The 23,127-nt window shown below is 56.4% G+C and carries 23 protein-coding genes and 2 pseudogenes; 18 read left to right on the top strand and 7 right to left on the bottom strand.

The annotated features are described in order from the left end of the window. Positions 1-95 precede the first annotated feature (95 nt). The 3 genes from IDH45_RS25200 (at position 96) to IDH45_RS25190 (ending at position 2,047) form a co-directional block, all read left to right on the top strand. Positions 96-617, top strand: a complete 522-nt coding sequence (locus tag IDH45_RS25200; protein WP_190930909.1) for a PRC-barrel domain-containing protein — start codon at positions 96-98, stop codon at positions 615-617. 5 nt (positions 618-622) lie between these two features. Next, the gene (locus tag IDH45_RS25195; protein ID WP_190930908.1) at positions 623-820 is read left to right on the top strand and encodes a hypothetical protein; all 198 of its coding nucleotides are present in this window, start codon (positions 623-625) and stop codon (positions 818-820) included. A 153-nt stretch (positions 821-973) separates the two neighbouring features. Then, on the top strand, positions 974-2,047 hold the full coding sequence (locus IDH45_RS25190) for an AI-2E family transporter (RefSeq protein WP_190930907.1): 1,074 nt from the start codon (positions 974-976) through the stop codon (positions 2,045-2,047). A 47-nt stretch (positions 2,048-2,094) separates the two neighbouring features. Here the strand turns inward: IDH45_RS25190 and IDH45_RS25185 are convergent, their stop codons facing one another. The 3 genes from IDH45_RS25185 to IDH45_RS25175 are packed head-to-tail and all read right to left on the bottom strand — an operon-like array spanning position 2,095 to position 4,291. Continuing rightward, positions 2,095-2,994, bottom strand: coding sequence for a carbon-nitrogen hydrolase family protein (locus tag IDH45_RS25185; protein WP_190930906.1), 900 nt, complete (start codon positions 2,992-2,994; stop codon positions 2,095-2,097). Between the two features lie 10 nt (positions 2,995-3,004). Further along, a complete protein-coding gene (locus IDH45_RS25180; protein WP_190930905.1) occupies positions 3,005-3,628 on the bottom strand; it encodes a GNAT family N-acetyltransferase in 624 nt (207 codons plus the stop codon). 36 nt (positions 3,629-3,664) lie between these two features. Beyond that, the gene (locus IDH45_RS25175) at positions 3,665-4,291 is read right to left on the bottom strand and encodes a YdcF family protein (protein WP_190930904.1); all 627 of its coding nucleotides are present in this window, start codon (positions 4,289-4,291) and stop codon (positions 3,665-3,667) included. Positions 4,292-4,547: 256 nt separating this feature from the next. On the opposite strand from IDH45_RS25175, the gene IDH45_RS25170 reads away from it, so the two are divergent. The 3 genes from IDH45_RS25170 to IDH45_RS25160 all read left to right on the top strand — a co-directional run bounded on the left by IDH45_RS25170 (position 4,548) and on the right by IDH45_RS25160 (position 7,120). Then, on the top strand, positions 4,548-5,090 hold the full coding sequence (locus IDH45_RS25170) for a protease (protein ID WP_190930903.1): 543 nt from the start codon (positions 4,548-4,550) through the stop codon (positions 5,088-5,090). Positions 5,091-5,115: 25 nt separating this feature from the next. Beyond that, positions 5,116-6,651, top strand: a complete 1,536-nt coding sequence (locus tag IDH45_RS25165; RefSeq protein WP_317891284.1) for a flotillin family protein — start codon at positions 5,116-5,118, stop codon at positions 6,649-6,651. Between the two features lie 127 nt (positions 6,652-6,778). Further along, on the top strand, positions 6,779-7,120 hold the full coding sequence (locus IDH45_RS25160; protein ID WP_190930902.1) for a hypothetical protein: 342 nt from the start codon (positions 6,779-6,781) through the stop codon (positions 7,118-7,120). Between the two features lie 44 nt (positions 7,121-7,164). Here the strand turns inward: IDH45_RS25160 and IDH45_RS25155 are convergent, their stop codons facing one another. Next, positions 7,165-8,076: a helix-turn-helix domain-containing protein gene (locus IDH45_RS25155; protein WP_190930901.1), complete on the bottom strand. Its 912-nt coding sequence runs from the start codon at positions 8,074-8,076 to the stop codon at positions 7,165-7,167. A gap of 173 nt (positions 8,077-8,249) precedes the next feature. Here IDH45_RS25155 and IDH45_RS25150 point away from each other — a divergent pair, with 173 nt between their 5' ends. After that, entirely contained in the window at positions 8,250-9,248 is a 999-nt protein-coding gene (locus tag IDH45_RS25150) for a Gfo/Idh/MocA family protein (protein ID WP_190930900.1), read from the top strand. Next, positions 9,245-10,237, top strand: a complete 993-nt coding sequence (locus IDH45_RS25145; protein WP_190930899.1) for a Gfo/Idh/MocA family protein — start codon at positions 9,245-9,247, stop codon at positions 10,235-10,237. The genes IDH45_RS25150 and IDH45_RS25145 overlap by 4 nt, the downstream gene beginning before the upstream one ends. 155 nt (positions 10,238-10,392) lie before the next feature. Here the strand turns inward: IDH45_RS25145 and IDH45_RS34305 are convergent. Both IDH45_RS34305 and IDH45_RS34300 read right to left on the bottom strand, forming a co-directional pair. Continuing rightward, positions 10,393-10,593, bottom strand: a pseudogene (locus IDH45_RS34305) (YiaA/YiaB family inner membrane protein); the annotation flags it as partial. Between the two features lie 45 nt (positions 10,594-10,638). Further along, positions 10,639-10,833, bottom strand: a pseudogene (locus tag IDH45_RS34300) (YiaA/YiaB family inner membrane protein); the annotation flags it as partial. Positions 10,834-11,187: 354 nt separating this feature from the next. Here IDH45_RS34300 and IDH45_RS25135 point away from each other — a divergent pair. From IDH45_RS25135 to IDH45_RS25095, 9 genes are all read left to right on the top strand, one after another. Further along, positions 11,188-12,021, top strand: a complete 834-nt coding sequence (locus tag IDH45_RS25135; RefSeq protein ID WP_223836951.1) for a YitT family protein — start codon at positions 11,188-11,190, stop codon at positions 12,019-12,021. A 469-nt stretch (positions 12,022-12,490) separates the two neighbouring features. Next, positions 12,491-15,121, top strand: a complete 2,631-nt coding sequence (gene alaS / locus IDH45_RS25130) for an alanine--tRNA ligase (RefSeq protein WP_190930897.1) — start codon at positions 12,491-12,493, stop codon at positions 15,119-15,121. Positions 15,122-15,293: 172 nt separating this feature from the next. Further along, positions 15,294-15,554 (top strand): IreB family regulatory phosphoprotein, encoded by a 261-nt coding sequence (locus tag IDH45_RS25125; RefSeq protein ID WP_110841271.1) that lies wholly within the window; start codon positions 15,294-15,296, stop codon positions 15,552-15,554. A gap of 139 nt (positions 15,555-15,693) precedes the next feature. Continuing rightward, positions 15,694-16,113: a Holliday junction resolvase RuvX gene (gene ruvX / locus IDH45_RS25120; protein WP_190930896.1), complete on the top strand. Its 420-nt coding sequence runs from the start codon at positions 15,694-15,696 to the stop codon at positions 16,111-16,113. 10 nt (positions 16,114-16,123) lie between these two features. Further along, a complete protein-coding gene (locus tag IDH45_RS25115; RefSeq protein ID WP_190930895.1) occupies positions 16,124-16,441 on the top strand; it encodes a DUF1292 domain-containing protein in 318 nt (105 codons plus the stop codon). After that, on the top strand, positions 16,438-16,752 hold the full coding sequence (locus IDH45_RS25110; protein ID WP_190930894.1) for a DUF1292 domain-containing protein: 315 nt from the start codon (positions 16,438-16,440) through the stop codon (positions 16,750-16,752). The genes IDH45_RS25115 and IDH45_RS25110 overlap by 4 nt, the downstream gene beginning before the upstream one ends. A gap of 106 nt (positions 16,753-16,858) precedes the next feature. Then, the gene (gene mltG / locus IDH45_RS25105) at positions 16,859-17,908 is read left to right on the top strand and encodes an endolytic transglycosylase MltG (protein ID WP_190930893.1); all 1,050 of its coding nucleotides are present in this window, start codon (positions 16,859-16,861) and stop codon (positions 17,906-17,908) included. Positions 17,909-17,918: 10 nt separating this feature from the next. Beyond that, positions 17,919-18,896: a peptidase U32 family protein gene (locus IDH45_RS25100; protein ID WP_190930892.1), complete on the top strand. Its 978-nt coding sequence runs from the start codon at positions 17,919-17,921 to the stop codon at positions 18,894-18,896. Between the two features lie 52 nt (positions 18,897-18,948). Next, positions 18,949-20,274 (top strand): peptidase U32 family protein, encoded by a 1,326-nt coding sequence (locus IDH45_RS25095; protein ID WP_190930891.1) that lies wholly within the window; start codon positions 18,949-18,951, stop codon positions 20,272-20,274. Positions 20,275-20,608: 334 nt separating this feature from the next. Here the strand turns inward: IDH45_RS25095 and IDH45_RS25090 are convergent, their stop codons facing one another. Continuing rightward, positions 20,609-20,992 (bottom strand): hypothetical protein, encoded by a 384-nt coding sequence (locus tag IDH45_RS25090; RefSeq protein ID WP_190930890.1) that lies wholly within the window; start codon positions 20,990-20,992, stop codon positions 20,609-20,611. 182 nt (positions 20,993-21,174) lie between these two features. Between IDH45_RS25090 and IDH45_RS25085 the strand changes: the two genes are divergently transcribed. Continuing rightward, positions 21,175-22,965: a peptidoglycan D,D-transpeptidase FtsI family protein gene (locus tag IDH45_RS25085; RefSeq protein ID WP_190930889.1), complete on the top strand. Its 1,791-nt coding sequence runs from the start codon at positions 21,175-21,177 to the stop codon at positions 22,963-22,965. Positions 22,966-23,127: the final 162 nt, after the last annotated feature.

The raw sequence follows: 23,127 nt of genomic DNA, 5'->3' as shown, positions 1-23,127 counted from the left end.
CCGGTTTTGCCGCAGGAGGGGACCGCCTGGTCCCCTTTAGGTAAAGCTTAGTGGATGGTGACGAAGCCAGCTTTCATTTTCAGGAGGGCACCACCTTGAGAAGAGCAAAAGACATCATGGGGCTTCCCGTACTCGATATCGAAGCGGGCAAGCAATTAGGCATAGCAAAAGATTTCCTGATCGATCGCGATTGGAATCTTCAAGGTGTACTGCTGGAATCGAAAAATTGGTTTGCTTCTCCCCGCTACATCGGATGGGAAGACATCGTATCGATCGGGACGGACGCCGTCACCGTGAAGGACGAGCAGGCTGTCCGCAGTATGGACGACTCCGGGTCCGAATGGGTCGCTTTGCTGGACGGCGGCTTCAAATTAAAGGGCCTGCCGGTCATCACGCTGGACGGGGAAAATCTCGGTTTGGTGGAAGATGTTTACTTTGGAGATAAAATGGATAAAAAGATAGTAGGTTATGAGTTGTCCGACGGTTTCATATCCGACATCAAAGAAGGGCGCAAGTGGCTGCCTTCTCCGCAATCGGCTACGATCGGGGAAGACGCTGTGATGGTGCCGGTCGGCTGCGTCGCACAAGAAACGCCATCATTTCATGAAATAGGGTGAGTATAATGCTGAGATGTCCGAACTGCAATTCAAAGGATATAGGGAAAATCGGCTCCCATCAGTTTTATTGCTGGAGCTGCTTTATCGAATTAACGGTAAACGGAGACAAAATGTCCGTCTACCAGGTAGAGGAAGACGGCACATTGAGTTCGCTGGACGACTTGTTCTTCGAGGAAGAAATGCCTGAAGTTCACGCTAACTAATCGCCGGCTGCAAGCCGCGCAGAAACAGCCCGTCCTTTCCGGACGGGTTTCCTGCATTTATATAGCCTTCGGCCGCCCATCGGGCGGTTTTTTCTTTTGAATGAAGTGCCCGGGGTTGTACATATACTGTAACGAGGAAAGGAGGCGCCAGCGGTGGATAAGTTTATGAAGAGCCGGACATTCGTCACATTGGTATACGTGCTGCTTGGACTGGTCATTTTGTTTTTGCTGCAGCAGATCAAACCGATCCTGTCGACCGCATTCGGGTTTTTAAAAGCGGTGCTTGCACCGTTTGTCATAGCGTTGATTATCTCTTACGTCCTGAATCCGATCGTCCGGCTGCTGAACGAACGAAAAGTGCCGCGTACAGCCGCAGTTTTACTCATCTACGCCGTGTTTATTACATCTGTCGTCGTCGTCGTGATGAATCTGACCCCGATGTTCGTCAAGCAGCTTGGCGAGCTGAACGAGCATATGCCGGAGCTGACCGTCCGTGCGCAAGGGTTGTTCGACGGCTTGAACGAAAACCGTCTGGTGCCCGAGAGCGTCCGCAACGGCATCAACAACGCGCTGTTAAAAGCGGAGGATGCGCTGTCGACATTTATATCGAACCTGGTCAATGGCATCGGCAGCACGATCAATACGCTGATGGTCGCTTTTATCGTCCCGTTCCTGGCCTTTTATATCCTCAAGGATTATCAACTGATCGAGAAAACCGTACTCGCCACCGTCCCGCGCACCCACCGCAAAAACGCGATCAAGCTGGTGATCGATATCGATACCGCTCTGGGTAATTACATACGGGGCCAGTTTCTCGTCTGCCTGCTCGTAGGTCTGTTCGCTTATCTCGGCTATTGGCTGATCGGAATGCCGTACGCGCTGCTGCTGGCCAGCATCGTGGCGGTATTTAACATTATTCCGTATCTCGGCCCTTTTTTCGGTGCGGCGCCGGCGATCATTATGGCCTCCACCGTATCGCTGAAAATGGTGCTGTTCGTCGTCCTGGTCAATTTTATTGTGCAAATACTGGAAGGAAATGTAATATCCCCGCAAGTCGTAGGGCGCACGCTGCATCTCCATCCGCTGCTGATCATCTTCGCGCTGCTCGTCGGAGGCAAGCTCGCCGGGATTATCGGCCTTATATTGGCCGTCCCGGTATTTGCCGTCCTGAAGGTAATCGTTCAGCACATCTTTATTTATTACGTGCAGCGCAAGCCCACGACGTAGCTTCGCGTAACGCCCTTATGCGGTGTCGGCTGCTGTTGCTGCTGCAATCAGGTGCGGCGCGCATATGCGGCATACAGCTCAGGACGGCGGTCCCGGAACGGAGCCACGCCCCCCTGGGTCCGGTTTTCCGTCAGCAGACCGAGATCGGCATCGCCGTAGACGAGACCGCCGCGGTTGCCGGAGCCGACCGCCAATATGCCGTCCGGAGGAAACGGTCTGTCACACGGAGCGAATACGCCTGCACGCGAGAAGCCGACATCGACCTGTTCGACGCCGGCCATGCTGCCGGCCAGTCCGCTTAACGCGACGTACAGCTGATTTTCGATCGCTCTCGCCTGGCTGCAGTTGCGCACCCGCCAATATCCCGCCGCCGCATCCGTATAGGAAGGGCAAAGAATGATGTCCGCTCCCCGATCCGCCACAATGCGCGAGCCTTCGGGGAATTCGATGTCATAGCAGATCTGAATCGCAATCTTGCCGATTTCGGTATCGTGAACTTCATATTGGTCGCCGGGCAGCAGAGGCCAGGCACGCTGCTCCTCGGGCGTCAAATGGTTCTTTTTATGCCGCTCGATCCGTCCGTCGGGGAAAAACAGGAACGCTTCGTTATAATACGCCTTGGATTCCGGGCCGGGGGCGGCAGACGATCCTTCCCGGTGAATATGGGTGCCCGCCAATATCATCATCCCGTACTCGCGGCTTAAATCCGTGAACCGGGTCATATATTCGTCCGTCCGCGCGTGCAAATATTCGCATGCCTCGGCGTTGGTCATCGCAGGGGCGAGGGATAGCAAGTGTCCGGTCAAATATTCGGGAAATACGATCAGCTTCGCCTGCTCGTCGCCGGCTTTGGTTATATAACGGCGGACATTCGCCCAGAACGCTTCACCGGAGCGAAGTCTGGACAGGCCGTATTGGACGGCCGCGATGCGGTTTGTTGGCAACATGTTGTTCCTCCTAGTCGGTGAGCTGCGGGTTTCTCCATTCAACCAGCACGGCTTTGTTCAGAGACTCTTCGTCCTCCAGATAACCGTCCAGCACTTGAACAGGTTTCAGCCCCTGGCGGATCATGAACGAGAGGACCAGATCCTTCCGCTCTCCTGCGGTGACTTGCCGGACGTAGTCCTCGGCGCTTATCGTATCCGCAACTTCATGGTAACCGGGGATTCGGCAGCCGGCCATGAACCGTTTCAGTCCGGAGCGGACGACAAGCGCTTTACGCGCCTCGTACAAGGCCGCGGCAATGCCCCGCGAACGGAAGGACGGTCTGACGCAAAGGTCGATTCCGTACAGGCTGTCGCCTTCGGGATCGTGGCTGCCGCGGATGTAGCCGTTATCGGACACTTCCTCCCACGTATGGGGCTCGCCGGTAAATCGGACGAGCAGCGATGTTGATGAACCGGCGATTTGGCCGTCGCATATCGCTACCATCGCACCGTCGGGGTACGTGGCGGCATGAGCGGCGATCTGCTCGGGTTTCCACCAGAGCTCTTCCGGAAAGGGGGGAGGGAACGCCTCGCGCTGGACCGTCAGCAAATCTTCATAATCGTTTATCGTATAAGTGCGAACCGAGATCGACATCCGCAAACGCCTCCCTATATAAGCAGAATAAACAACTTAGAATAATGCCTTGATCGACCTTAGCGGGTCGGTGACGAGCAGGTAAGCGACTCCGCCGCATTCGCGGAGCGTATAGTAGGCCAACTTGTGCGGTCGGAGCTGCACCGGTTCGACCGTGGACGGGATGCCGAGCATCTCCGCCATCATATCGGCGCGGAACGCGTGAAATCCGTGCGTGACCAGAATCGCCGTGCGCAGGTTATGCTCGTCCATCAGTATGCGGCTGTTTTGCAAATTTTCATAGGTGCTGCGGGACTGATCCTCTACGAGGATGGCGCTAGCAGGAATACCCTGCTGGACTAAATATTTTTTCATTGTCGCCGCTTCCGACGGCTCGCCGGGCAGACCGATTCCGCCCGTTGTTATGATGCGTGCAGCTTTTTTCTCATTCCAGAGGGCGACGGCGACGTCGAGCCGCTCTTTGAGGGCCGGACTCGGCTTGCCATTCCAGACGGCTGCTCCCAAGATGATCACCGTGTCGCTGTTTGCCCCTGCGGACGTTTTCCAAGTATGCAGAATGAGCCAGCTCATCCCGCCGAAATAAAGCGCGACCGCAAGCACGACCGACAGCAGCAGCCGGAGTATGTATCGGAGCGGGTTCCGTTTACGCTTTGGTATCCTCATTTCATATCCCCGCCATTGTCATAAGTATGTCTATTATACCCGGATTCGTCCCTGATCTAAAGTCCGGGAGGATGCTTATGCGAGGCCTTTGCAACAAAAAGCGATTTTGTGTCGAAATTGTGAAACTCGAGTCGCTGAACAACGTAATACATAGTGAACTTACAGCATCGATCAATATATGGGAAATGCTTGCAGAACTACAGGTGTTGTTTAGCTAGCTATGGTTAGACGGCACCGGCGCGGGGAGGGATCGGATGTGGAGCAACTGTTTTGGGCTTGTTTGGCTGGAGGAGCCTTGTTCGCCCTAGTAACCGTCATCTTCGGAGACCTGATCAGCAACGCGATCGACGGGGTGCTTGATTTCCTGTCGATCGACGGCTTGTGGAAGATTCGCCCGATGGTGCTCGTTAGCTGGATTACTTCATTTGGCGGGGCCGGACTTTTACTTGCTCATTACACCGCACTCGGGTCGCTATGGGTAGTCGTTATCGCGCTGGCTGCCGCAATCGGTCTGAGCATTCTGATCTTCGTCGCTTATGTCCGGCCGATGGAAAACAGCGAAAACTCCACAGCTTTCTCGATCCGCGAGCTGTCCGGTCTTATCGGCGAAGTGCTTGTGCCGATCCCGCCCAGAGGATACGGCGAAGTGCTGCTAAAGGTAGGCGCCGGACGGACCAACCAGATCGCAGCCAGCTTCGACGGGAATACGCTTGCGGCCGGGGAAAGGGTAGTCGTCGTTGAGGTCCGGGACGATACGTTGTTCGTATCCCGGCTGGACGATGCGCTCAATGGGGAATAACCCGTAATCAGAGAGGAGAGATTGGATGGAATTTTCAGAAGCTTTGGTCATTCCGGCGATAGTCATCGGCGTAATTGTCGTGCTCGGGCTGGCGTTTTGGGCCAGGTACAAGACGGTTAGCCCGGATGAGGCGATGATTGTAACGGGATCGTTTTTGGGAAGCAAAAATGTGCTCACAGACGATTCGGGACGGCGAATCAAAATCGTACGCGGAGGCGGAGCTTTTATCCTGCCGATTTTCCAGAAAGCGGAGTTCTTATCGTTACTGTCGCTTAAGCTGGACGTATCCACCCCGGAAGTGTATACCGAACAAGGCGTGCCGGTTATGACGGACGCGGTGGCGATCATCAAGATCGGCAGTGTGGTCGAAGACGTCGCTACGGCGGCGGAGCAATTCATGGGCAAGCCGACCGAGGCGCTGAAGGGAGAAGCGCAGGAAGTGCTGGAAGGGCATCTCCGCTCCATTCTCGGCTCGATGACGGTCGAGGAAGTGTACCGGAACCGCGACAAGTTCGCCCAGGAGGTTCAAGGCGTAGCGGCAAAAGATTTGAAAAAGATGGGGCTGCAGATCGTTTCGTTCACGATCAAGGACGTGCGCGACAAGCACGGTTATCTGGACTCGCTCGGGAAGCCGCGGATCGCCGCGGTGAAGCGCGACGCCGAGATTGCCGAAGCCCAGGCGGTGCGGGATTCCCGGATTCAGAAGGCGAAAGCCGAAGAGGATGGGATGAAGGCTGAGCTTTTGCGGGATACGAACATTGCCGAAGCAGCCAAGGAGAAAGAGCTGAAGACGGCCGCGTTTAAGAAAGACCAGGATATGGCCAAGGCCGAAGCCGACCAAGCCTATCACATCCAGGAAGCGCGTTCGAAACAAAGCGTCGTCGAAGAGCAGATGCAGGTGGAACTGGTCCGTAAAGAGCGGGAAATCGACCTTGAGGCGAAAGAGATTTTGCGCCGCGAGAAGCAGTACGATGCGGAAGTGAAAAAGAAGGCGGACGCCGACCGTTACGCCGTCGAGCAGGCGGCCGAGGCGGATAAGGCGAAGCGTATTCGCGAAGCCGATGCGCTGCAGTACAAGATCGAAGCGGAGGCGAGGGCGAACGCCGAGCAGAAGCGTCTCGAAGGTTTGGCGATCGCCGATGCGGAACGGGCGAAAGGGACGGCTGAGGCGGAAGTGATCCGTCTGCGCGGTCTGGCCGAGGCGGAAGCGAAGCAGAAGCTGGCTGAAGCGTTCGAGAAGTTCGGCGAAGCAGCGGTTCTCGATATTATCGTGAAAATGCTTCCGGAGCTCGCCGGTAAAGTGGCGCAGCCAATTAGCTCGATCGACAAGCTGACGGTCGTCGACACCGGCAACGGGGAAGGCGCCGCACGCTTGAGCAACTATGTGACCTCGCTTATGGCGACGGCACCGGAGATGCTGAAGAGCGTGTCGGGCATCGACCTCGACAAGTTGGTCAAAGGCTTCACCAGCAAGCTATCGGGAGGCGCCGGCGTTGCGAGTGGCGCAGCCGTCGGCCCCGCGCCGGCCAAACCGTCGGATTCTGATCCGACTCGCGAATAATACCGTCCTGACGTGCATAGAAGCCGTGACTATCCAGTCGCGGCTTTTTATTATGCGCACGCAAACGAATCGAATCTGCCTGCGTGGGAAAGCTAATCTCTAAAAGGCGGGGCGGAGGGGACACGACATGAGGCGGAACGGAGCAGCAGCTCAAGCGATAGCCGGGATCAAGGTGCTGGTAATCGCCGGCAGCATTGGTCTGATTGCGGCATTAACCGGATGCGGCGGAGAGAAAAAAGCCAAGGAGGAGCAAAGCAAGCAGCAGCAAACCCAGCAGCCGAGCGTTATCGACCAGGAGCTTAAGAAACAGTTTCAGATGTATAAGGAACTGCAGCAATATGAGCAGGAACAGCAGAAAAAGCTGGAGAAAGCCGAGAAGGAAGCGCAGAAAAAAGAAAAAGAATCCGCAAAAAAATCGGGAGAGAATAGCAAAGGCAGCGGCGGCGGAGAGGGAGACGAGAACGAATAACGTCCCTCTGCGCGACAGCGGCCGGCCGTGCTTGCAACCGCTGGTCACTCGACGCCGCTGTCGATTTTGCGCAAATACTGCTTGGGGGTGCAGCCGTTAAACCGTTTGAACAGCTCATAAAAATGAGCCATGTTCTCGATGCCGACCGCCCGGGCAATTTCCGTCACATTCTGGCTGCTCGTCACGAGCAGCCGTTCCGCCTTGGCGATCCGCTTCCGGTTGACGTAATCCGTAAACGAGGAGCCCATCGCTTTTTTGAAATATTTGGAGAAGTAAAAGTAGCTCATTCCTGCGAGATGGCTAACCCGTTCCATATCGATTTTCTCCGACAGATGGTTGTCCACATGTTCGAGAATCGGCTTCATGACGCCCGGATCGACCAGATCGTGCGCCTGCAGCAGTCCTCTCGTATCCCCGCGCAGCAGCGTCAGCAGCAGATGCTTGATATGCATGCTGGCCGCAATCTCATAACCGGTCGATTTGCCCATAATCTCGTCATGAATCCGTTCGATGATGCGCCCGAGCTCCCGGCGGACGTTCTCGTTCTCCCGGAACATATAGTTCAAGTCCTCCAGCGGGTGGTGTACTTCAGAGAAATGTCGGTAGTATCTCATCATCGCCGGATCGAAGTAAGCTTCCAGATCGACGTGGAGCACGATATAGACAAGCCCTTCCTCGCTATAGGGACGGCCGCGGTGCAGTTGGGACGATCCGATCACCACCACGTCGCCCGGATGGAGCAGATACGGGCGGTTCGGCGTATGGATTTCGTGGATGCCCTTCTGGACGAGAATGAACTCCACTTCTTTATGATAGTGCCAGCGCACGTTCTGAAGCTGCTCCTGGGTAGCCGCAACCGCCGGCTTCGGTCTCGGGCGGCCCGGCTGCTCGAATTTCCATACCTTGATGCACAGCACCGGATTCTGATAATGGATCGGCTCTTTATAAATTTCCATAGGGGCGGCACCTGCTTTGCGGGACATGACAAAATTGGATACAAAGCCGACAAATGACGGCATATACGTCCTATCCCAAACATTGTATTGTTGGTTCATGAACAAGTCAGAGTAATGTCTGGCCTTGTACTGCTTATGAATCCATTATACACGAAATGGGGAGAGGGAAAGCCATGAAAGTAGCAATCGTCGGCTGCGGCGGCCTAGGCAACGTCCATGCCAGCAGCTATGCGAAAGTTCCCGGCGTAACCGTAGTCGGAGTATGCGATATTCAGCCGGATCTCATGGAGAACATGGCCAAGCGCACAGGCGCGACCGCCTATACGTCATTTGACGAGATGCTCGAGAAGTCGGGCTGCGAAGTTGTAAGCGTCACCTTGCCGAGCTATCTGCACAAGGAGTATTCGATTCGTGCGGCTAATGCGGGCAAACACGTTATTTGCGAAAAACCGATCGCGCTGAACCTGGAAGACGCGGCGGAGATGATAAGCGTCTGCGAGAAAAACGGCGTGCGGCTGTTTATCGGACATGTCGTCCGTTTCTTCCCGGAGTATGTGCAGATGAGAAATAAAATCAACGACGGTTCCCTCGGCCGGATCGGCGTCGCTCACGCGAAGCGGATCGGCGGACATCCCGGAGACCGCCGTCCGTGGTTCGCCGAGGATGAGAAAAGCGGCGGCGTCGTCATCGACCTAATGATTCACGACCTCGACTTTTTCCGCTGGTCGCTTGGCGAAGTGCGTTCGGTATACGGACTTCGCACCGTCGAAGGCAATGTGGACTACGCTTCCGCCACGCTTGTATTCGAGAGCGGCGCAGTAGCGAACGTGGAAGCGCACTGGGGCTACCCGGGACCGTTCACGACCGCAGCTGAAATTGCGGGCAGCAAAGGGATTATCCGCAGCGACAGCTCGCAAACCAAATCGGTGCAGGTGCGTAAAGCGGCTGCAAAAGACGCAAGCGGACCGTTTGTGGAAGTCCCGCAAAGCCCGGGCTTCACGAATCCGTTCGAGAAGGAAATCCATCACTATATCGATTGCATCCGCGAAAACCGCGAGCCGATCGTAACGGCCCAGGATGCGTACAAGGCGCTTGAGATCGGTCTTGCCGTGATGGAATCGGTCCGCACCGGTCAAGCCGTAGTGTTCAATAAAGGGGAGGGATCGCGATGAGCAAGCTTAAAGTGGGCATGATCAGCTTTGCGCACGGACATGCGTTCTCCTATCTCCATGCGCTGCTCGCCTTGCCGGAAGTAGAGCTCGTCGGTATCGCCGACGAAGTCAAAAGCCGTGTGGAAGGCGTCGTAACCAAACACGGGATCGCTTATTACGAAGATTACCGAGATTTGCTGGCTATCTCTGATATGGACGCGGTTGTCATCTGCTCCGAGAACGCGTTCCACGCCCAACAGACAATTGATTCGGCGAACGCCAAAAAACACGTAATCTGCGAAAAGCCGCTTGGCATTTCCGTTGCCGAGATGGAGCGGATGATCGCAGCTTGCAGCGACAACGGCGTACAGCTGATGACCGCATTCCCTTGCCGCTACTTGCCTGCGGTGATTAACGCCAAGCAAGCGGTCGACCGTGGCGAGATCGGCGAGATTATCGCGATCAAAGGGACGAACCGCGGCTCGATGCCGGGCAGATGGTTCGTCGAGCCCGAGCTTTCCGGCGGCGGCGCGCTGCTCGATCATACCGTACACGTGATGGACTTGATGAACTGGTTCACCGGCTCCAAAGTGAACGAAGTGTACGCGTATGCCGCAACGCTGTTCCATGAAGAACTGAAGGTAGACGACGCGGGAATGATCCATGTCAAATTCGACAACGGCGCGTTCGGCGTACTCGATACAAGCTGGTCGCGTTCCAAGACGTTCCCGACCTGGGGTGACGTAACGATGGAAATCATCGGCACCAAGGGTACGATCTCGGTAGACAGCTTCGCTCAGAAAACCGAGCTGTACAGCGACGATGTCGGCAGAGGGCAATATTTGTACTGGGGCGATTCGATGGACCACTACATGGTCAAGTCGTTCGTAGACGCTCTGATCGAAGGCAAGGCGTCTCCGATCAGCGGCGAGGACGGCCTTCGCTCCGCCGAGGTTGCGCTGGCCGGATACGAGTCCGTCAAGAGCGGTCAGCCGGTTAAGCTGTCTTAAATGAAATGAAATTGTAAGAAAAAAGCACGATAGCCCGGCGCCCTGAGGGGTACCGGGCTTTTTTTTGCGTTTCATCCGTCGTCAGCCTCATAGACAGCGGGGGAGAATCGCACTATAATCACCGTTATGATTGAATCGGCGGCAGGGACGTCCGGTCATTCCTGAACGTCTGCGTGCACGGGACCGATCAGGTCGTCGTCCTCTTTGTTGTCCCGTACCGTCTTCTGCAGTACGAAGGAGGACATCGTCAGAAACAAGGCGCATACCGCATAATACCCTTGCACGGACAACGGCTGATTCAAATTGTAGATGCCGACGAACATGGCAATCAGCGCCGTGGCGAAAGCGGCCCAGGACAAAAACGTAAACGCTCCGGAGTTCCGTTTCTTGCCCGCGTCTGCATCTTCCTGGTTGTCCCGGATCGTCTTTTGCAGGACAAAAGCGGACATCGTCAAGTATAAGGCGGCGACTGCGTAGTAACCTTTGACGGACAACGGTTCCTCTAATGTATAGATACCGATAAACATAGCCAGAAACGCACAAGCGAACGATGCCCAGGATAAAAAAGAGAAAGCGGTTGTATTTCTTCTTCTAATCATACGAATACACCTCGATTTGTAAGATGGGCGCCGGATAGGGTCCTGAAGCTTTTTGTCGCTCGTCATTGCTGTTGCATCACGTCCTAGCACCTGATCCTAATCTTAGACGGTGAAGCCGCAAGCGAGAAGTACTAACTTTCCATAGTACCGGGCTTCTGCCTGCAGCCGGAACGAAGCGTCGGGTGCCGAGTAAGCGAAGCAAAAGCAAATCCGGGAGAAGTGGGTACAATAAAAAAAAAGAAGACCGCTATACGAGCGTTAGCAAGGAAGGGAGTTCTTGCCGTGTCCATTTCGCATGAATCCGGAGTCATCGACGCCATCCGGCAGCAGCATCGGAGAAGCTCCAAGGCGCTGATCGCCAAAAGGGCGATCCTTATTTTTCTCGGTGCGGCGTCCGTATCGGTAGGGCTTGAAATTTTTCTCGTCCCGAACAACATTATCGACGGCGGGGTCGTCGGCATTTCCATTATAAGCAAGTATTTGACGGGACTGCCGCTTGGCCTGTTTCTCACTTTGCTGAACTTGCCGTTTCTGTTTATCGGCTACAAATCGATCGGGAAAACGTTTGCTTTATCGACCTTGTACGGAGTTCTTGTGATGTCGGCAGGGACAACGCTGCTGCACCCGGTGGAGCCTCTCACGATGGACCCGCTGCTGGCGGCCGTGTTCGGGGGGATCATCGTTGGAATCGGCGTCGGCCTCGTCATCCGGGCCGGCGGGTCGCTGGACGGTACGGAGATCGTAGCGATATTGCTTTACAAAAGATCGCCGTTTTCCGTCGGGCAAATCGTCATGTTTTTTAACTTTTTCATACTCGGCAGCGCGGGCTTTGTCTTCGGCTGGGACCGTGCGATGTATTCGCTGATCGCTTATTACATCGCCTTCAAGATGATCGACATTGTGATGGCCGGTTTCGACGAATCGAAGTCGGTCTGGATCATCAGCGACAAGTACCGGGAGCTGGGGGATGCGCTGCTCGACCGGCTTGGTCGCGGAGTTACGTACTTAAGAGGGGAAGGCGCCTATACCGGCGACGACAAGCAGGTTATCTTCTGCGTGATTACGAGGCTGGAGGAGGCCAAGCTGAAAGCGATCGTCGAGGAGATCGATTCGGGGGCTTTTCTTGCCGTAGGCAATATTCACGACGTCATGGGCGGGCAGTTCAAGAAGAAGGACATTCACTAGCACAGGGCGGCAAAACCCGCGAACCATTTGACAAGCGAGGGGCGGGGCTATAAAATTAAGGGATGAATGCGGTTCAAAAAAACGGCATATCGCTTAACGCCATGACGAAACGAGTAAGCCATCGCCCTTGATCCAGAGAGAAAGCTCCGGGTCGGACGCTCCTCATGTGTCCGGCAGCGCGCTGCAAGAGCTTTTATGAAGAAGGATGGCCGAACGCTACTTCGGAGCGTGGATGAACTCCACCGGTACGGAACCGTTATTTTCCGGCACAAGGCGATTGCGGGCTGTTTGCGCTGCGGCCGATTCGAGCGGCGTTTCCCGGGAGGGAGGCGTTATCTACGAAGGACGGTCAGAAGCGGACACTTGCAATAACCAGGGTGGTACCGCGAGAGAAGACCTCGTCCCTGAATTTTCAGGGGCGATTTTTGTTTTTTTACCCCCACTATCGAATATGGAGGCATGGAACCCGATGAAAGCAAGTGAAATACGCGGGAAGTGGCTGGAGTTTTTTGCGGAGAAAGGACATAAGATTGAGCCGAGCGCGTCGCTTGTGCCTCACAACGACCCGTCTCTGCTCTGGATCAATGCGGGGATGGCGCCACTGAAGCCGTATTTCGACGGCAGGGTCGTACCGGAAAATCCGCGGATCGCCAACTCGCAAAAATGTATCCGTACCAACGATATCGAAAATGTCGGCAAGACGCGCCGCCACCATACGATGTTCGAGATGCTCGGCAATTTCTCGATCGGGGACTATTTCAAAGAAGAGACGATCACCTGGGCGTGGGAGTTTCTGACCGACAAGAAATGGATCGGCTTCGATCCGGACCGATTGTCCGTAACCGTATATCCGGAAGATACGGAAGCCTACGAGTTCTGGAACAAAAAAATCGGCATTCCGGAAAACCGTATCTACAAGCTGGAGGAAAACTTCTGGGATATCGGCGAAGGCCCTTGCGGTCCTTGTACGGAAATCTTCTATGACCGCGGCGACAAATACGGCGACCTGAACGATCCCGAATGCTGGCCGGGCGGAGAGAACGAGCGGTTCCTCGAAGTGTGGAATCTCGTATTCTCGCAGTTCAACCATAACAAGGACGGCAGCTACACGCCGCTGCCGAACAAAAATATCGATACCGGAGCGGGACTCGAGCGGTTCGCCTCGATTTTGCAGGACGTCGACTCGAACTTCGATACCGATCTGTTCCAGCCGATTATCCAGAAGACGAGCGCCATCGCCGGTGTGACGTATCATACGAATGAAGAGCATGACATAGCGCTGAAGGTCATCGCCGACCATATCCGTACTGTCGTATTCTCCGTAGGGGACGGCGTGCTTCCTTCCAACGAAGGCCGCGGCTACATTATCCGCCGCTTGCTGCGCCGCGCCGTGCGTTACGGGAAGTCGCTCGGCATCGACAAGCCGTTCCTGTATGAGCTGACGCCGGTCGTCGGCGAGATTATGGGCGCTTATTATCCCGAGGTGGTCGAGAAGCGGGAATTTATCGAGAAAGTGATCCGGAACGAGGAGGAGCGCTTCCACGAGACGTTGTCCGACGGTCTCGATATGCTATCGTCGATTATCGCCGGGCTGAAGAAGGAAGGCGGTACGGTAGTCGGCGGCGAGGACGCGTTCCGTCTGTACGACACGTACGGCTTCCCGTTTGACCTGACCGAGGATTTCGCGGCGGAGAACGGCTTTACCGTCGACCGGGCCGGATTCGACAGCGAGATGGAGGCTCAGCGCAGTCGTGCGCGTTCGGCACGTCAGGAGACGGACAGCATGAAGGTGCAGGGCGGTCCGCTCACCGATTTTACGGTTAAAACCGAGTTTGTTGGATATACTGATCTGGTAACAAGTGCTAATATTATTGCAATTGTAAGCGGCGATTCGTTCGTCGACATGGCCGGCAGCGGCGAAGTATGCCAGGTGCTGCTCGACCGCACCCCGTTTTATGCGGAGAGCGGCGGACAAGTCAGCGACCGCGGTACGATTACCGGCGCCCAGCTCGAGGCTTCCGTCGAGGACGTTTGGAAAGCTCCGCACGGCCAGACCGTCCATACGGTGAAAGTCGCGAACGGGACGCTTCGCAAGGGAGATACGGTGCAGGCCGCAGTCGAATCCGGCAAGCGCGACGATATCGTCAAAAATCATACGGCGACGCATCTGCTGCACAAGGCGCTCAAGGAAACGCTCGGCGACCATGTCAATCAGGCGGGCTCGCTGGTCGAGCCGGACCGTCTGCGCTTCGACTTCTCCCATTTCGGCAGCATCAGCGCCGAAGAGCTGACCCGCATCGAAGAACGGGTGAACGAGCAGATCTGGAGACAAACGTCCGTCGATATCGAGTCCAAGCCGATTGCCGAAGCGAAAGCGATGGGCGCGATGGCGCTGTTCGGCGAGAAATACGGCGACGTCGTCCGCGTCGTGCAAGTCGGCGAATACAGCATCGAGCTGTGCGGGGGCTGCCACGTGCGGAATACGGCCGAAATCGGCCTGTTCAAGATCGTCAGCGAAAGCGGCATAGGCTCGGGTGTCCGCCGGATCGAAGCGGTAACCGGACGTAGCGCTTATCTGTACCTGGACGGCCAGCTTCAGCTGCTTCGGGAAGCGGCGTCGCTGCTGAAGTCGAATGTGCCGGACGTGCCGAAGCGGGTCGAAGCGATGCTCGGCCAGATCAAGGAGCTGGGCCGCGAGAACGAGTCGCTGCGCGGCAAGCTGAGCGCGATCGAAGCCGGTTCTTTGACAGACAGCGCCAAGCAGGTCGGAGGCGTCACGCTGCTCGCCGCCAAGGTGGATGCAGGCGACATGGACTCCTTGCGCACGATCGTTGACCAGATGAAGGTAAAGCTCGGCTCTGCGGTTATCGTCGTCGGCGCAGTCAGCGACGGCAAGGTGAATCTCGTAGCGGCCGTTACCCCGGATCTGGTGCAGCAGGGCTTCCATGCCGGCAAGCTGGTGAAGGAAGCGGCTTCCCGCTGCGGAGGCGGCGGAGGCGGTCGTCCGGACATGGCCCAGGCTGGAGGCAAAGACCCTTCCAAGCTGGACGAGGCATTGCAGGCGGTCGAATCGCTTGTTGCCGAGCAGGCGGCGAAGTAACGGACGTACGCGCCCCGCAGCCGGAGTCAGATGCGAACAAGCTGTGAATTTTTAGCCGGTCCGACAGGAATTTTAAGTACGGTGGCGAATAAATAGATGTAGAGCGCATACTAAATATTTACAATAGGTATCCGAGTGATGCGTTTCAGCAATAAGGGGGGGTGTTCTGGTAATGAATCCGATGGACAAAACGATGAAGTTCGATGTCAAAGCCGAAGGCGTGGAAACATCGCCGAAGGAGGTCCTTCTGGCCGTGTATGACGCCTTGCAGGAGAAAGGGTACAATCCGATCAATCAAATCGTCGGTTATTTGTTATCCGGCGACCCTGCGTTCATACCCCGGCACAACAACGCAAGAAGCCTGATCCGCAAAAGGGAACGGGACGAACTGATCGAGGAGCTGGTCCGTTTCTATTTGCAGCACCATAAATGACCGTCGGCCGGTGGACATTTTCCATCGGCTTCCGTGCATATGTGCGGTGCGCGGTGTGCCCGGCTTATAGCGGGGCGCGAAGCTGCGCATCCCGGCCCGGAAGCCTGAATCCGGCCGATGCGACCGACGGGAGTACAGTATGGGCCGAATTATGGGACTCGATTACGGCGACAAGACGATCGGCGTTGCGGTAAGCGACGAATTCGGCTGGACGGCGCAAGGCGTCGAGGTGATCCGGCGGAAGAAGCCGGAGGACGATCTGAACCGGCTGCGGCAGTTGGCGGACGAATACGCCGTCTCCGGGTTCGTCGTAGGTCTGCCGAAAAACATGAACAACACGATCGGGCCGCGCGGAGAGCTGTGCATCGCTTTCTCCGAGGTTTTACAGGAAGCGTTCGGGCTTCCCGTCACGATGTGGGACGAACGGTTATCAACCGTATCGGCGCAGCGGACTTTGATCGAAGCCGACGTCAGCCGCAAGAAGCGCAAGCAGGTTATCGACAAGATGGCGGCAGCTATCATTTTACAAAACTATTTGGACTCCAATTCGAAAAGGTGAGGTGTGCGTTATGGCCAAGGAAGAGCTGAACATGGAAGAACCGGAGATCATCTACATCCCCGACGAGGAAGGCAACGAAGAAGAATTCGAGGTGATCATGAAATTTGAGGTCGAGTCCGGCCAATTCCAAGGCAACAAGTACATGATGGTTGTACCTGTCGAATCGGATGATTCCGGAGAAGAGACGGATGAGGTGTACGCCTTCCGTTATGAAGAAGACGGCGACGATCTCCAGCTGTACACGATCGACAACGAGCAGGAGTGGGACGAAGTGGAAGAGACGTTCAACACGCTGGTCGCCGAGATGGAGCAAGAGGAGCAATCATGAGCGCAGCAGATTATGGGCAGCCGGAACAGCTTCGGCTGCTTCGCGATACGTACGGGGATGAGATCGTCCTGTTCGACGAGCAGGACGAATCGGTCGCCCACCGGATTGTAGTGGAGTTTCGGTATAACGGGACGGTGTATGCGGTCCTGCAGTCGGATGAGCTCCGCAAAGAGAAGGAAATAGCCATATTTAAAGTTTCCGTGCCCGACGAGGGCGAGCCCGAGCTGGAGACGATCGAGGATGACGACGAATGGGAAACCGTATCGGAGCTGTATGACGAGATGACTTTCCCAAGCGGAGAACGGCCCTGATTCGGGCAAGCGGAAGACTGGAGATCCGGGCGGGTGACACCGCTCTTTTTTTTCGCGTAAAACATCAAATAGCCTGAAACGGGAAGACATATGGGAGAGGAACCTATTGAAACGAATTGCACTGATCATACTGGGCAGCATGCTGCTTGTGCTTATCCTGGCCGGGGCGGGAACGGCGCTGTATGTGTCCAATGCGCTCAAGCCGGTCGAAGCCGGGGATAAGGAAGTACGCATTCAGGTGGAAGCGGGACTCGGCTCCGGACAGATCGCCAATCTGCTGGAACGCAGCGGGCTGATTCGGGACGCCAAAGTGTTTCGCTATTACTTGATCTACAAAAAAGAAGGCGGCCGGTTCCAGGCGGGGGAGTACGACATGAAGCCGGGGATGGCGCTGGACGATATTATCGCCAAGCTGAACGCCGGCGATACGGTCAAGGAAGAGCTGGTGCGGGTTACGATTCCCGAAGGGCTGACGGTTCCGCAGATCGCGGACAAGCTGGCCGTGCATCCGGGCTTTGACCGCCAAGCGTTTCTCGACTTGATGAGCGGCACAGAGCTGAGCGCGGTCAAGCGGATTGCCGATATTCCGGAGGACGCCCGGATTCGTTACCGGCTGGAAGGTTATTTGTTCCCGGAAACGTATGAACTGAAAAAGGAATTGACGACAAAAGATATCGTGATGCGGCTCACATCGGAGCTGGAACGCAAGCTCGGTGATTTACCGCCGGACTGGCCGGACAAGCTGAAGGAGCGCGGACTTACGTTCCATCAGCTAATGACCGTCGCCTCGATGATCGAACGCGAAGTCGTGCTGGAAGAGGAAAGACCGATCGTCGCCAGCGTCATCTACAACCGGATGAAGATCGGGATGAAGCTGCAGATCGATGCGACCGTGCAGTATGCGCTCGATAAGCCGAAGGAACGGCTGTTCGAGAAAGATCTGCTCGTAGACAGTCCTTATAATACTTATAAAATAACCGCTTTGCCGCCGGGGCCGATCGCAAGTCCGAGCCTGAGCTCGATTCGTGCGGCGCTTTATCCGGCAGATACGAAATATATGTTTTATGTCACGAAGTATGACGGCGCACAGGAGCATAACTTCGCTGAGACTTACGATCAGCATCTGAAAAACATATCGGAGAGCAGGAAGAGGTGACCCTGAAGGTATGAGCGAAGAAATAACTCAACGCCCGGAAGGGCGGACGGAAGCGGGTTTCCGCAAGCCGGAGCTGCTGGTGAGCGCAGGCTCGCCGGAGGAGATTGCAGCATTGATTGAGGCGGGGGCCGATGCGGTTCATATCGGGGATATGCGGTTCGGCATGCGGCTGGCGGGAGATATTCCCGAGGAACGGATCGCGGATGCGATCCGGCTCGCCCACGATAAGGGAGCGAAGGCTTATGTCGTCTGCAACGGCATATTGCACAACGATGTGCTGCCGGAGCTGCCCGGCTTTTTGAAATGTATTGCCGATGCCGGGGCAGACGGTCTCGTATTCGGGGACCCGGCCGTGCTGATCGCGAGGAGACAGGCGGGAGTCAATATTCCGCTGCATTGGAGCACGGAAATGACGACGACAAATTATAAAACCGCCAACTACTGGGTAACCAAAGGGGCGAGACGCGTCTTTTTGGCCCGCGAGCTCAACATGGACGAAGTGGTCGAGATGGCGCAGAAGGTGCAGGCCGAGGTGCAGGTTCAAGTGCACGGCATGACGAATATTTATCATTCCAAACGGACGCTGCTGTCCAACTACTGGGAGCATCAGGGACACAGTCCGGAGGGCGAAGCGCTGGATGCGGAGCGCAATCTGTTTCTGATCGAGCACGAGCGCAAGGAAGAGAAATTTCCGGTGTACGAGGACCGGAGCGGCACGCATGTGATGAGCTCGGACGACTTGTGCATGCTGGAGAGCTTGCACGAGCTTATGGAGGCCGGCATCGACAGCTTCCGGATCGAGGGGCTGCTGAAGCCGCTCCCGTATAACGAAGCGGTCGTCCGCGCTTACCGGAAGGCGATCGACGCTTATGCGGCCGACCCGGAAGGTTACGTCTTCCAGGAAGAGTGGCTGGACGAGGTGCGCGCGCTGCAGCAGCCCGACCGGGAGCTTTCGTTCGGATTTTTCTATAAGGAGCAAGTCTATTGATCGATCAGGCAAGCCGAAAGCCGGCACGATACAAAAACGAGGTGGACGTCCAATGGAAGTAGTGCTGGAACCGAATGTTATAACAAAGCTGAAGCCGGGGCAAAAGCCGGAGCTGCTCGCGCCCGGCGGCAGCCTCGAGAAGCTCAAGTTCGCGATCCACTACGGCGCGGACGCCGTGTATATCGGGGGACAAAAGTACGGTTTGCGGTCAAACGCGGACAATTTTACGTTCGAGGAAATGCGGGAAGCCGTCGAATTTGCCGACCGTTACGGAGCGAAAGTATTCGTCGCCGCCAACATCTATGCGCATAACGAGGATATTGCGGGGATCGAGGATTATTTGCGGAATTTGCAGGAGGCCGGCATTGCCGCGATCATCGTCGCCGACCCGGCGATTATCGAGACGTGCAAGCGCGTGGCGCCGAAGCTGGAGATCCATCTCAGCACGCAGCAGTCGACCGTGAACTGGCAGGCGGTGCAGTTCTGGGTGGAGGAAGGCGTTCACCGGGTCGTGCTCGCCCGGGAGACGACGTTTGAAGAAATTCACGAAATTAAGCGCAATGTGGACGTCGAGATCGAGACTTTTATCCACGGGGCGATGTGCAGTTCGTATTCAGGGCGGTGCGTGTTGTCCAATCATTTTACCGACCGGGATTCGAACCGCGGCGGCTGCTGCCAGTCGTGCCGGTGGAAGTACGATTTGTTCGAGGAAGGCGAGGCGGAGATCGGACAGCTCGTCTCCGAGGAAGAGGCGGTCGGCCGGTTCAAGGAAGGGATGACCGGCACTCCGCTGTTCCGGGGAGAAGATCCGTTCATGATGAGCGCCAAAGATTTGTGCATGATCGAGCATATCCCGGATATGATCCGCTCCGGCGTCGAGAGCTTTAAGATCGAGGGACGGATGAAGAGTATCCATTACGTAGCGACGGTCGTGAATGCGTATCGGCAGGCGATCGACGCGTATTATGCCGATCCGGACAATTATCAACTGCAGGAGCAATGGCTGCAGGAAATTTACAAAGCGGCGAACCGGCCGCTGAACACGGGATTTTTCTATGACGCTCCCGGGCATGAGGATCATATTTTCGGACCGGAAGACAAGCGGATCGACTACGATTTTGCCGGTCTGGTCGTCGATTACGACGAAACGTCCGGAGTGGCGACCGTGCAGCAGCGCAATCATTTCAAGCCGGGACAGGACGTCGAATTTTTTGGTCCCGGGGGGACATTTTTCAAGATGAAGGTCGGAACCTTGACCGACGAGGAAGGCCGGGAGCTCGACGCGGCCCGTCATCCGCTGCAGCGGGTGAAGTTCCAAGTCGATCAGCCGGTCAAGCCGATGGATATGATGCGCAAGCAGGTAGGGAAGAAGAAGTAGCCTTCGGACCGGCGGGGTCAGCTCGAACCTGACGAGCCTTCCAGGTTCCCGGGCTTACCGGGTATCGCCGGGCTTTGCCGGGGCAGGCGGTCCGACCTGACGTGCGGGAACAGTTCCACAGTGTGCGGTATCCGAGCGGCAGTTGGCCGAATCGTACAGGCGCAGGTGTATAAGCCCCTCTGTAACCACGAACCAAGTGGGGACGAAGGGGCTTTGTTAACGTTAAAGAATTTTTAAGTTTACTAAAGCGCCAGCACCCGCACAGGGGCAAACCGCCTTAGCCGAGTTCGTGCAATCCATGCAACACAAATAAAGAGAGCTTTCGCTCTCCGGATTAACTGGCAAGTACCCGCTTGATCAGCTTAATGTCCGCGTCGTGCTCCTGGATTTGTTTTTGCAGCTCGGTCAGCGGGGATTGCAGCTCCGATGTGCTCGCGGCCTGTTCTTCGATGAAGCCCAGCTTGCGTTTCACATCGGCGATTTCCCGCTCGTTCACGGCAAGCTTCGCTTCTACGGTATCGAATCGGCTGTTCATCTCGCTCTTGACGGACTGCAGTTCGGCTTTAACGGACAAAACGTCGCTCTTCACGGTCTGCAGCTCGTTTTTAATCGACAATACGTCGTCCTTCACGGTCTGCAGCTCATGCTTAATCGACTTAACGTCGTCCTTCATAGACATCATCTCGGATAAAATCTTCTGAAGCAATTGCTCGCTCATCACTATACCCCCTGATCTACTAATCGGAGTCCAATCTACTACTGTTAGTATACCAGATTTCCAGACTTTGGGAAGAAAAAGAAGTGATTTCATCGAAGCGCGCCGGATGCCGTTTGTCCGCCCGCCTCTTTGTCGATACTTGATCGTAACGACGAAGAGAGCGAAAGAAGGCGGATGTCGGGATGCACAATATGCGGCAGCAGCGAAGAATATGGTTCGGATTACTCGCGATCACAGTGGTGATGGCCGCTTTGATCGGCCGGCTCGGCTGGATTCAGGTGATCGATGCGGGTAGTTTCTCGCGGCGTGAAATCGATCTGATCGGCAATTCGGTAGCCCAGCGCGAGTACGGAATCGAGCTGGACAGCGGGCGCGGGCATTTTGTCGACCGCAGCGGCCGGCCGCTGACCGGGGAACAGGTGAAGGCGCTCGTCGTATTTCCGGTGAAACGGACGGAAGAGGAGAACGAGGCGGCGTTGAACGGAATTCCTTCGATACTGGGGGCGGATCGCGAGGTATGGCGGGAATTTTACAGCCGGCCGGCGGTGCCGAAAATGTGGAGCGATCCGGTCACGGGGCAGCCTGTGCCGCTGTCGGACGGACAAATAAACCGGATCGCGAAGCTGCCCGTTCCGGGTCTCGAAGTGATGCACACCGTCCGGCGTTACCCGGCGGATGCGGTGGCGAAACATCTGATCGGTTTTATCGGCGAAAATCCGGAGCGGATCGGAGCGCTGTATGCGAAGCAGCTGTCGCGCGGCAGCTTGTCCTTGTCGAGCCGGATCGGCGCAGCGGGGCTGGAGAAGACGATGGAGACGTATCTCCAGGGCGCCGGCAAAACGTCGGTCAGCTTGTTCACGGATGGTTTGAACCGGCCGCTGGCCGGGCTTGACGTCAGGCTCATCCGCCCGAATAACCCGTATTATCCGCTGCAGATTGGTACGACGATCGACCGGGACGTGCAGGAGGGCGTTGAGCGTATTTTGGAGAAAGCGGGGATCGCCTCCGGCAGCGCGGTCGTGCTCGATGCGGACAACGCCGACGTTATTGCGATGGCAAGCCGTCCGGATTTCGATCCGTACCGGATCGTTAGCGGGGACGCCAGTTGGGGGAACAAGGCGCTGAAGGCGGTCACGCCGGGCTCGGTGTTCAAAACGGTAGTGGCTGCCGCCGCACTGGAGGAAGGAGTCGTCCAGCCCGGAGAAACGTTCGAATGCAGCGGCTCTTTCGGCAAATACGGCTTGAAATGCTGGCTGCACGGCGGCCATGGCACCCTCACGTTCGAGGAGGCTTATGCGCAGTCATGCAATGTCGTGTTCGCCAAGGTGATGCAGCGGCTCAGCGGTGCAAAGCTGCAGGAGACGGCGCAGCGGCTCGGACTGGAGCTGCAGGTCGGCTGGCATACGGAAGGGAAGGGAGCGTCCGGCTGGAGTCAGTTCGACGGAGAAGAACGGGGACAAATATTCGACGGGCGCAAGCCGTCGGAAGATGAAGGGATACGCGTCCAGACGGCGATCGGGCAAAGGGACGTGCTCGTGTCCCCGCTGCAGGCGGCGAATCTCGTGGTTACCTTGCTCCATGGCGGTGAAGTTCAAAGCCCGAGAGTCGTCCGGGACATCCGCTTTCGGACAGGGGCGATTGTGCAATCATTTCCGGAGCGGAATGCGGAGGTGCTGGCGGACGGCATCTCGAAGCGGACAGCGGATAAGGTAACGTCCTGGATGCGGCAGGTCGTTCTGAGCGGCACGGGCACGCCGCTGAAGCAGGCGAAATGGAACGTGGCCGGCAAGTCGGGTACAGCCCAGACGACGGCGGCGGGACAAGCCGCGGTCCATCAATGGTTTGTCGGCTACGGGCCGATCGAGCGCCCGAAATATGCGGTGGCGGTTGTCGCTTTGAACGAGCCGGAGAACGGCGCAAACCGCGCGATCCGGGCGTTCCGGGAAATCATGGATCTGCTGGAGCGGCAATGAGAATCGGCGCTTGCCCGGGGGCAAACGAACAGGAAGGGATTCGGGCACCGGCATACGATATAGCGATATCCGTACCGGTACTGCCTTTTGCAGATGAATTCCGCGGCATATCGGATAGGCTCGTCTTCCGCTAACGAAGGCTTCGACGACATCGGACGTGAC

It is taken from the genome of Paenibacillus oceani, from assembly GCF_014705615.1.
Classification (GTDB): Bacteria; Bacillota; Bacilli; order Paenibacillales; family NBRC-103111; genus Paenibacillus_AB; species Paenibacillus_AB oceani.
The sequence above is the reverse complement of the archived record's forward strand: the minus strand, read 5'-3'. Positions and strand labels throughout refer to the sequence as shown.

Excerpts from the sequence above, each read along its gene's own strand:
- IDH45_RS25085 (WP_190930889.1), top strand. The coding sequence starts at position 21,175 with ATGCACAATATGCGGCAGCAGCGAAGAATATGGTTCGGATTACTCGCG.
- IDH45_RS25185 (WP_190930906.1), bottom strand. The coding sequence starts at position 2,994 with ATGTTGCCAACAAACCGCATCGCGGCCGTCCAATACGGCCTGTCCAGA.
- IDH45_RS25155 (WP_190930901.1), bottom strand. The coding sequence starts at position 8,076 with ATGGAAATTTATAAAGAGCCGATCCATTATCAGAATCCGGTGCTGTGC.
- IDH45_RS25165 (WP_317891284.1), top strand. The coding sequence starts at position 5,116 with ATGGAATTTTCAGAAGCTTTGGTCATTCCGGCGATAGTCATCGGCGTA.
- IDH45_RS25180 (WP_190930905.1), bottom strand. The coding sequence starts at position 3,628 with ATGTCGATCTCGGTTCGCACTTATACGATAAACGATTATGAAGATTTG.
- IDH45_RS25095 (WP_190930891.1), top strand. The coding sequence starts at position 18,949 with ATGGAAGTAGTGCTGGAACCGAATGTTATAACAAAGCTGAAGCCGGGG.
- IDH45_RS25145 (WP_190930899.1), top strand. The coding sequence starts at position 9,245 with ATGAGCAAGCTTAAAGTGGGCATGATCAGCTTTGCGCACGGACATGCG.
- ruvX (WP_190930896.1), top strand. The coding sequence starts at position 15,694 with ATGGGCCGAATTATGGGACTCGATTACGGCGACAAGACGATCGGCGTT.
- IDH45_RS25160 (WP_190930902.1), top strand. The coding sequence starts at position 6,779 with ATGAGGCGGAACGGAGCAGCAGCTCAAGCGATAGCCGGGATCAAGGTG.
- IDH45_RS25125 (WP_110841271.1), top strand. The coding sequence starts at position 15,294 with ATGAATCCGATGGACAAAACGATGAAGTTCGATGTCAAAGCCGAAGGC.
- IDH45_RS25090 (WP_190930890.1), bottom strand. The coding sequence starts at position 20,992 with ATGAGCGAGCAATTGCTTCAGAAGATTTTATCCGAGATGATGTCTATG.
- IDH45_RS25115 (WP_190930895.1), top strand. The coding sequence starts at position 16,124 with ATGGCCAAGGAAGAGCTGAACATGGAAGAACCGGAGATCATCTACATC.
- IDH45_RS25175 (WP_190930904.1), bottom strand. The coding sequence starts at position 4,291 with ATGAGGATACCAAAGCGTAAACGGAACCCGCTCCGATACATACTCCGG.
- IDH45_RS25150 (WP_190930900.1), top strand. The coding sequence starts at position 8,250 with ATGAAAGTAGCAATCGTCGGCTGCGGCGGCCTAGGCAACGTCCATGCC.
- IDH45_RS25195 (WP_190930908.1), top strand. The coding sequence starts at position 623 with ATGCTGAGATGTCCGAACTGCAATTCAAAGGATATAGGGAAAATCGGC.
- alaS (WP_190930897.1), top strand. The coding sequence starts at position 12,491 with ATGAAAGCAAGTGAAATACGCGGGAAGTGGCTGGAGTTTTTTGCGGAG.
- IDH45_RS25110 (WP_190930894.1), top strand. The coding sequence starts at position 16,438 with ATGAGCGCAGCAGATTATGGGCAGCCGGAACAGCTTCGGCTGCTTCGC.
- IDH45_RS25100 (WP_190930892.1), top strand. The coding sequence starts at position 17,919 with ATGAGCGAAGAAATAACTCAACGCCCGGAAGGGCGGACGGAAGCGGGT.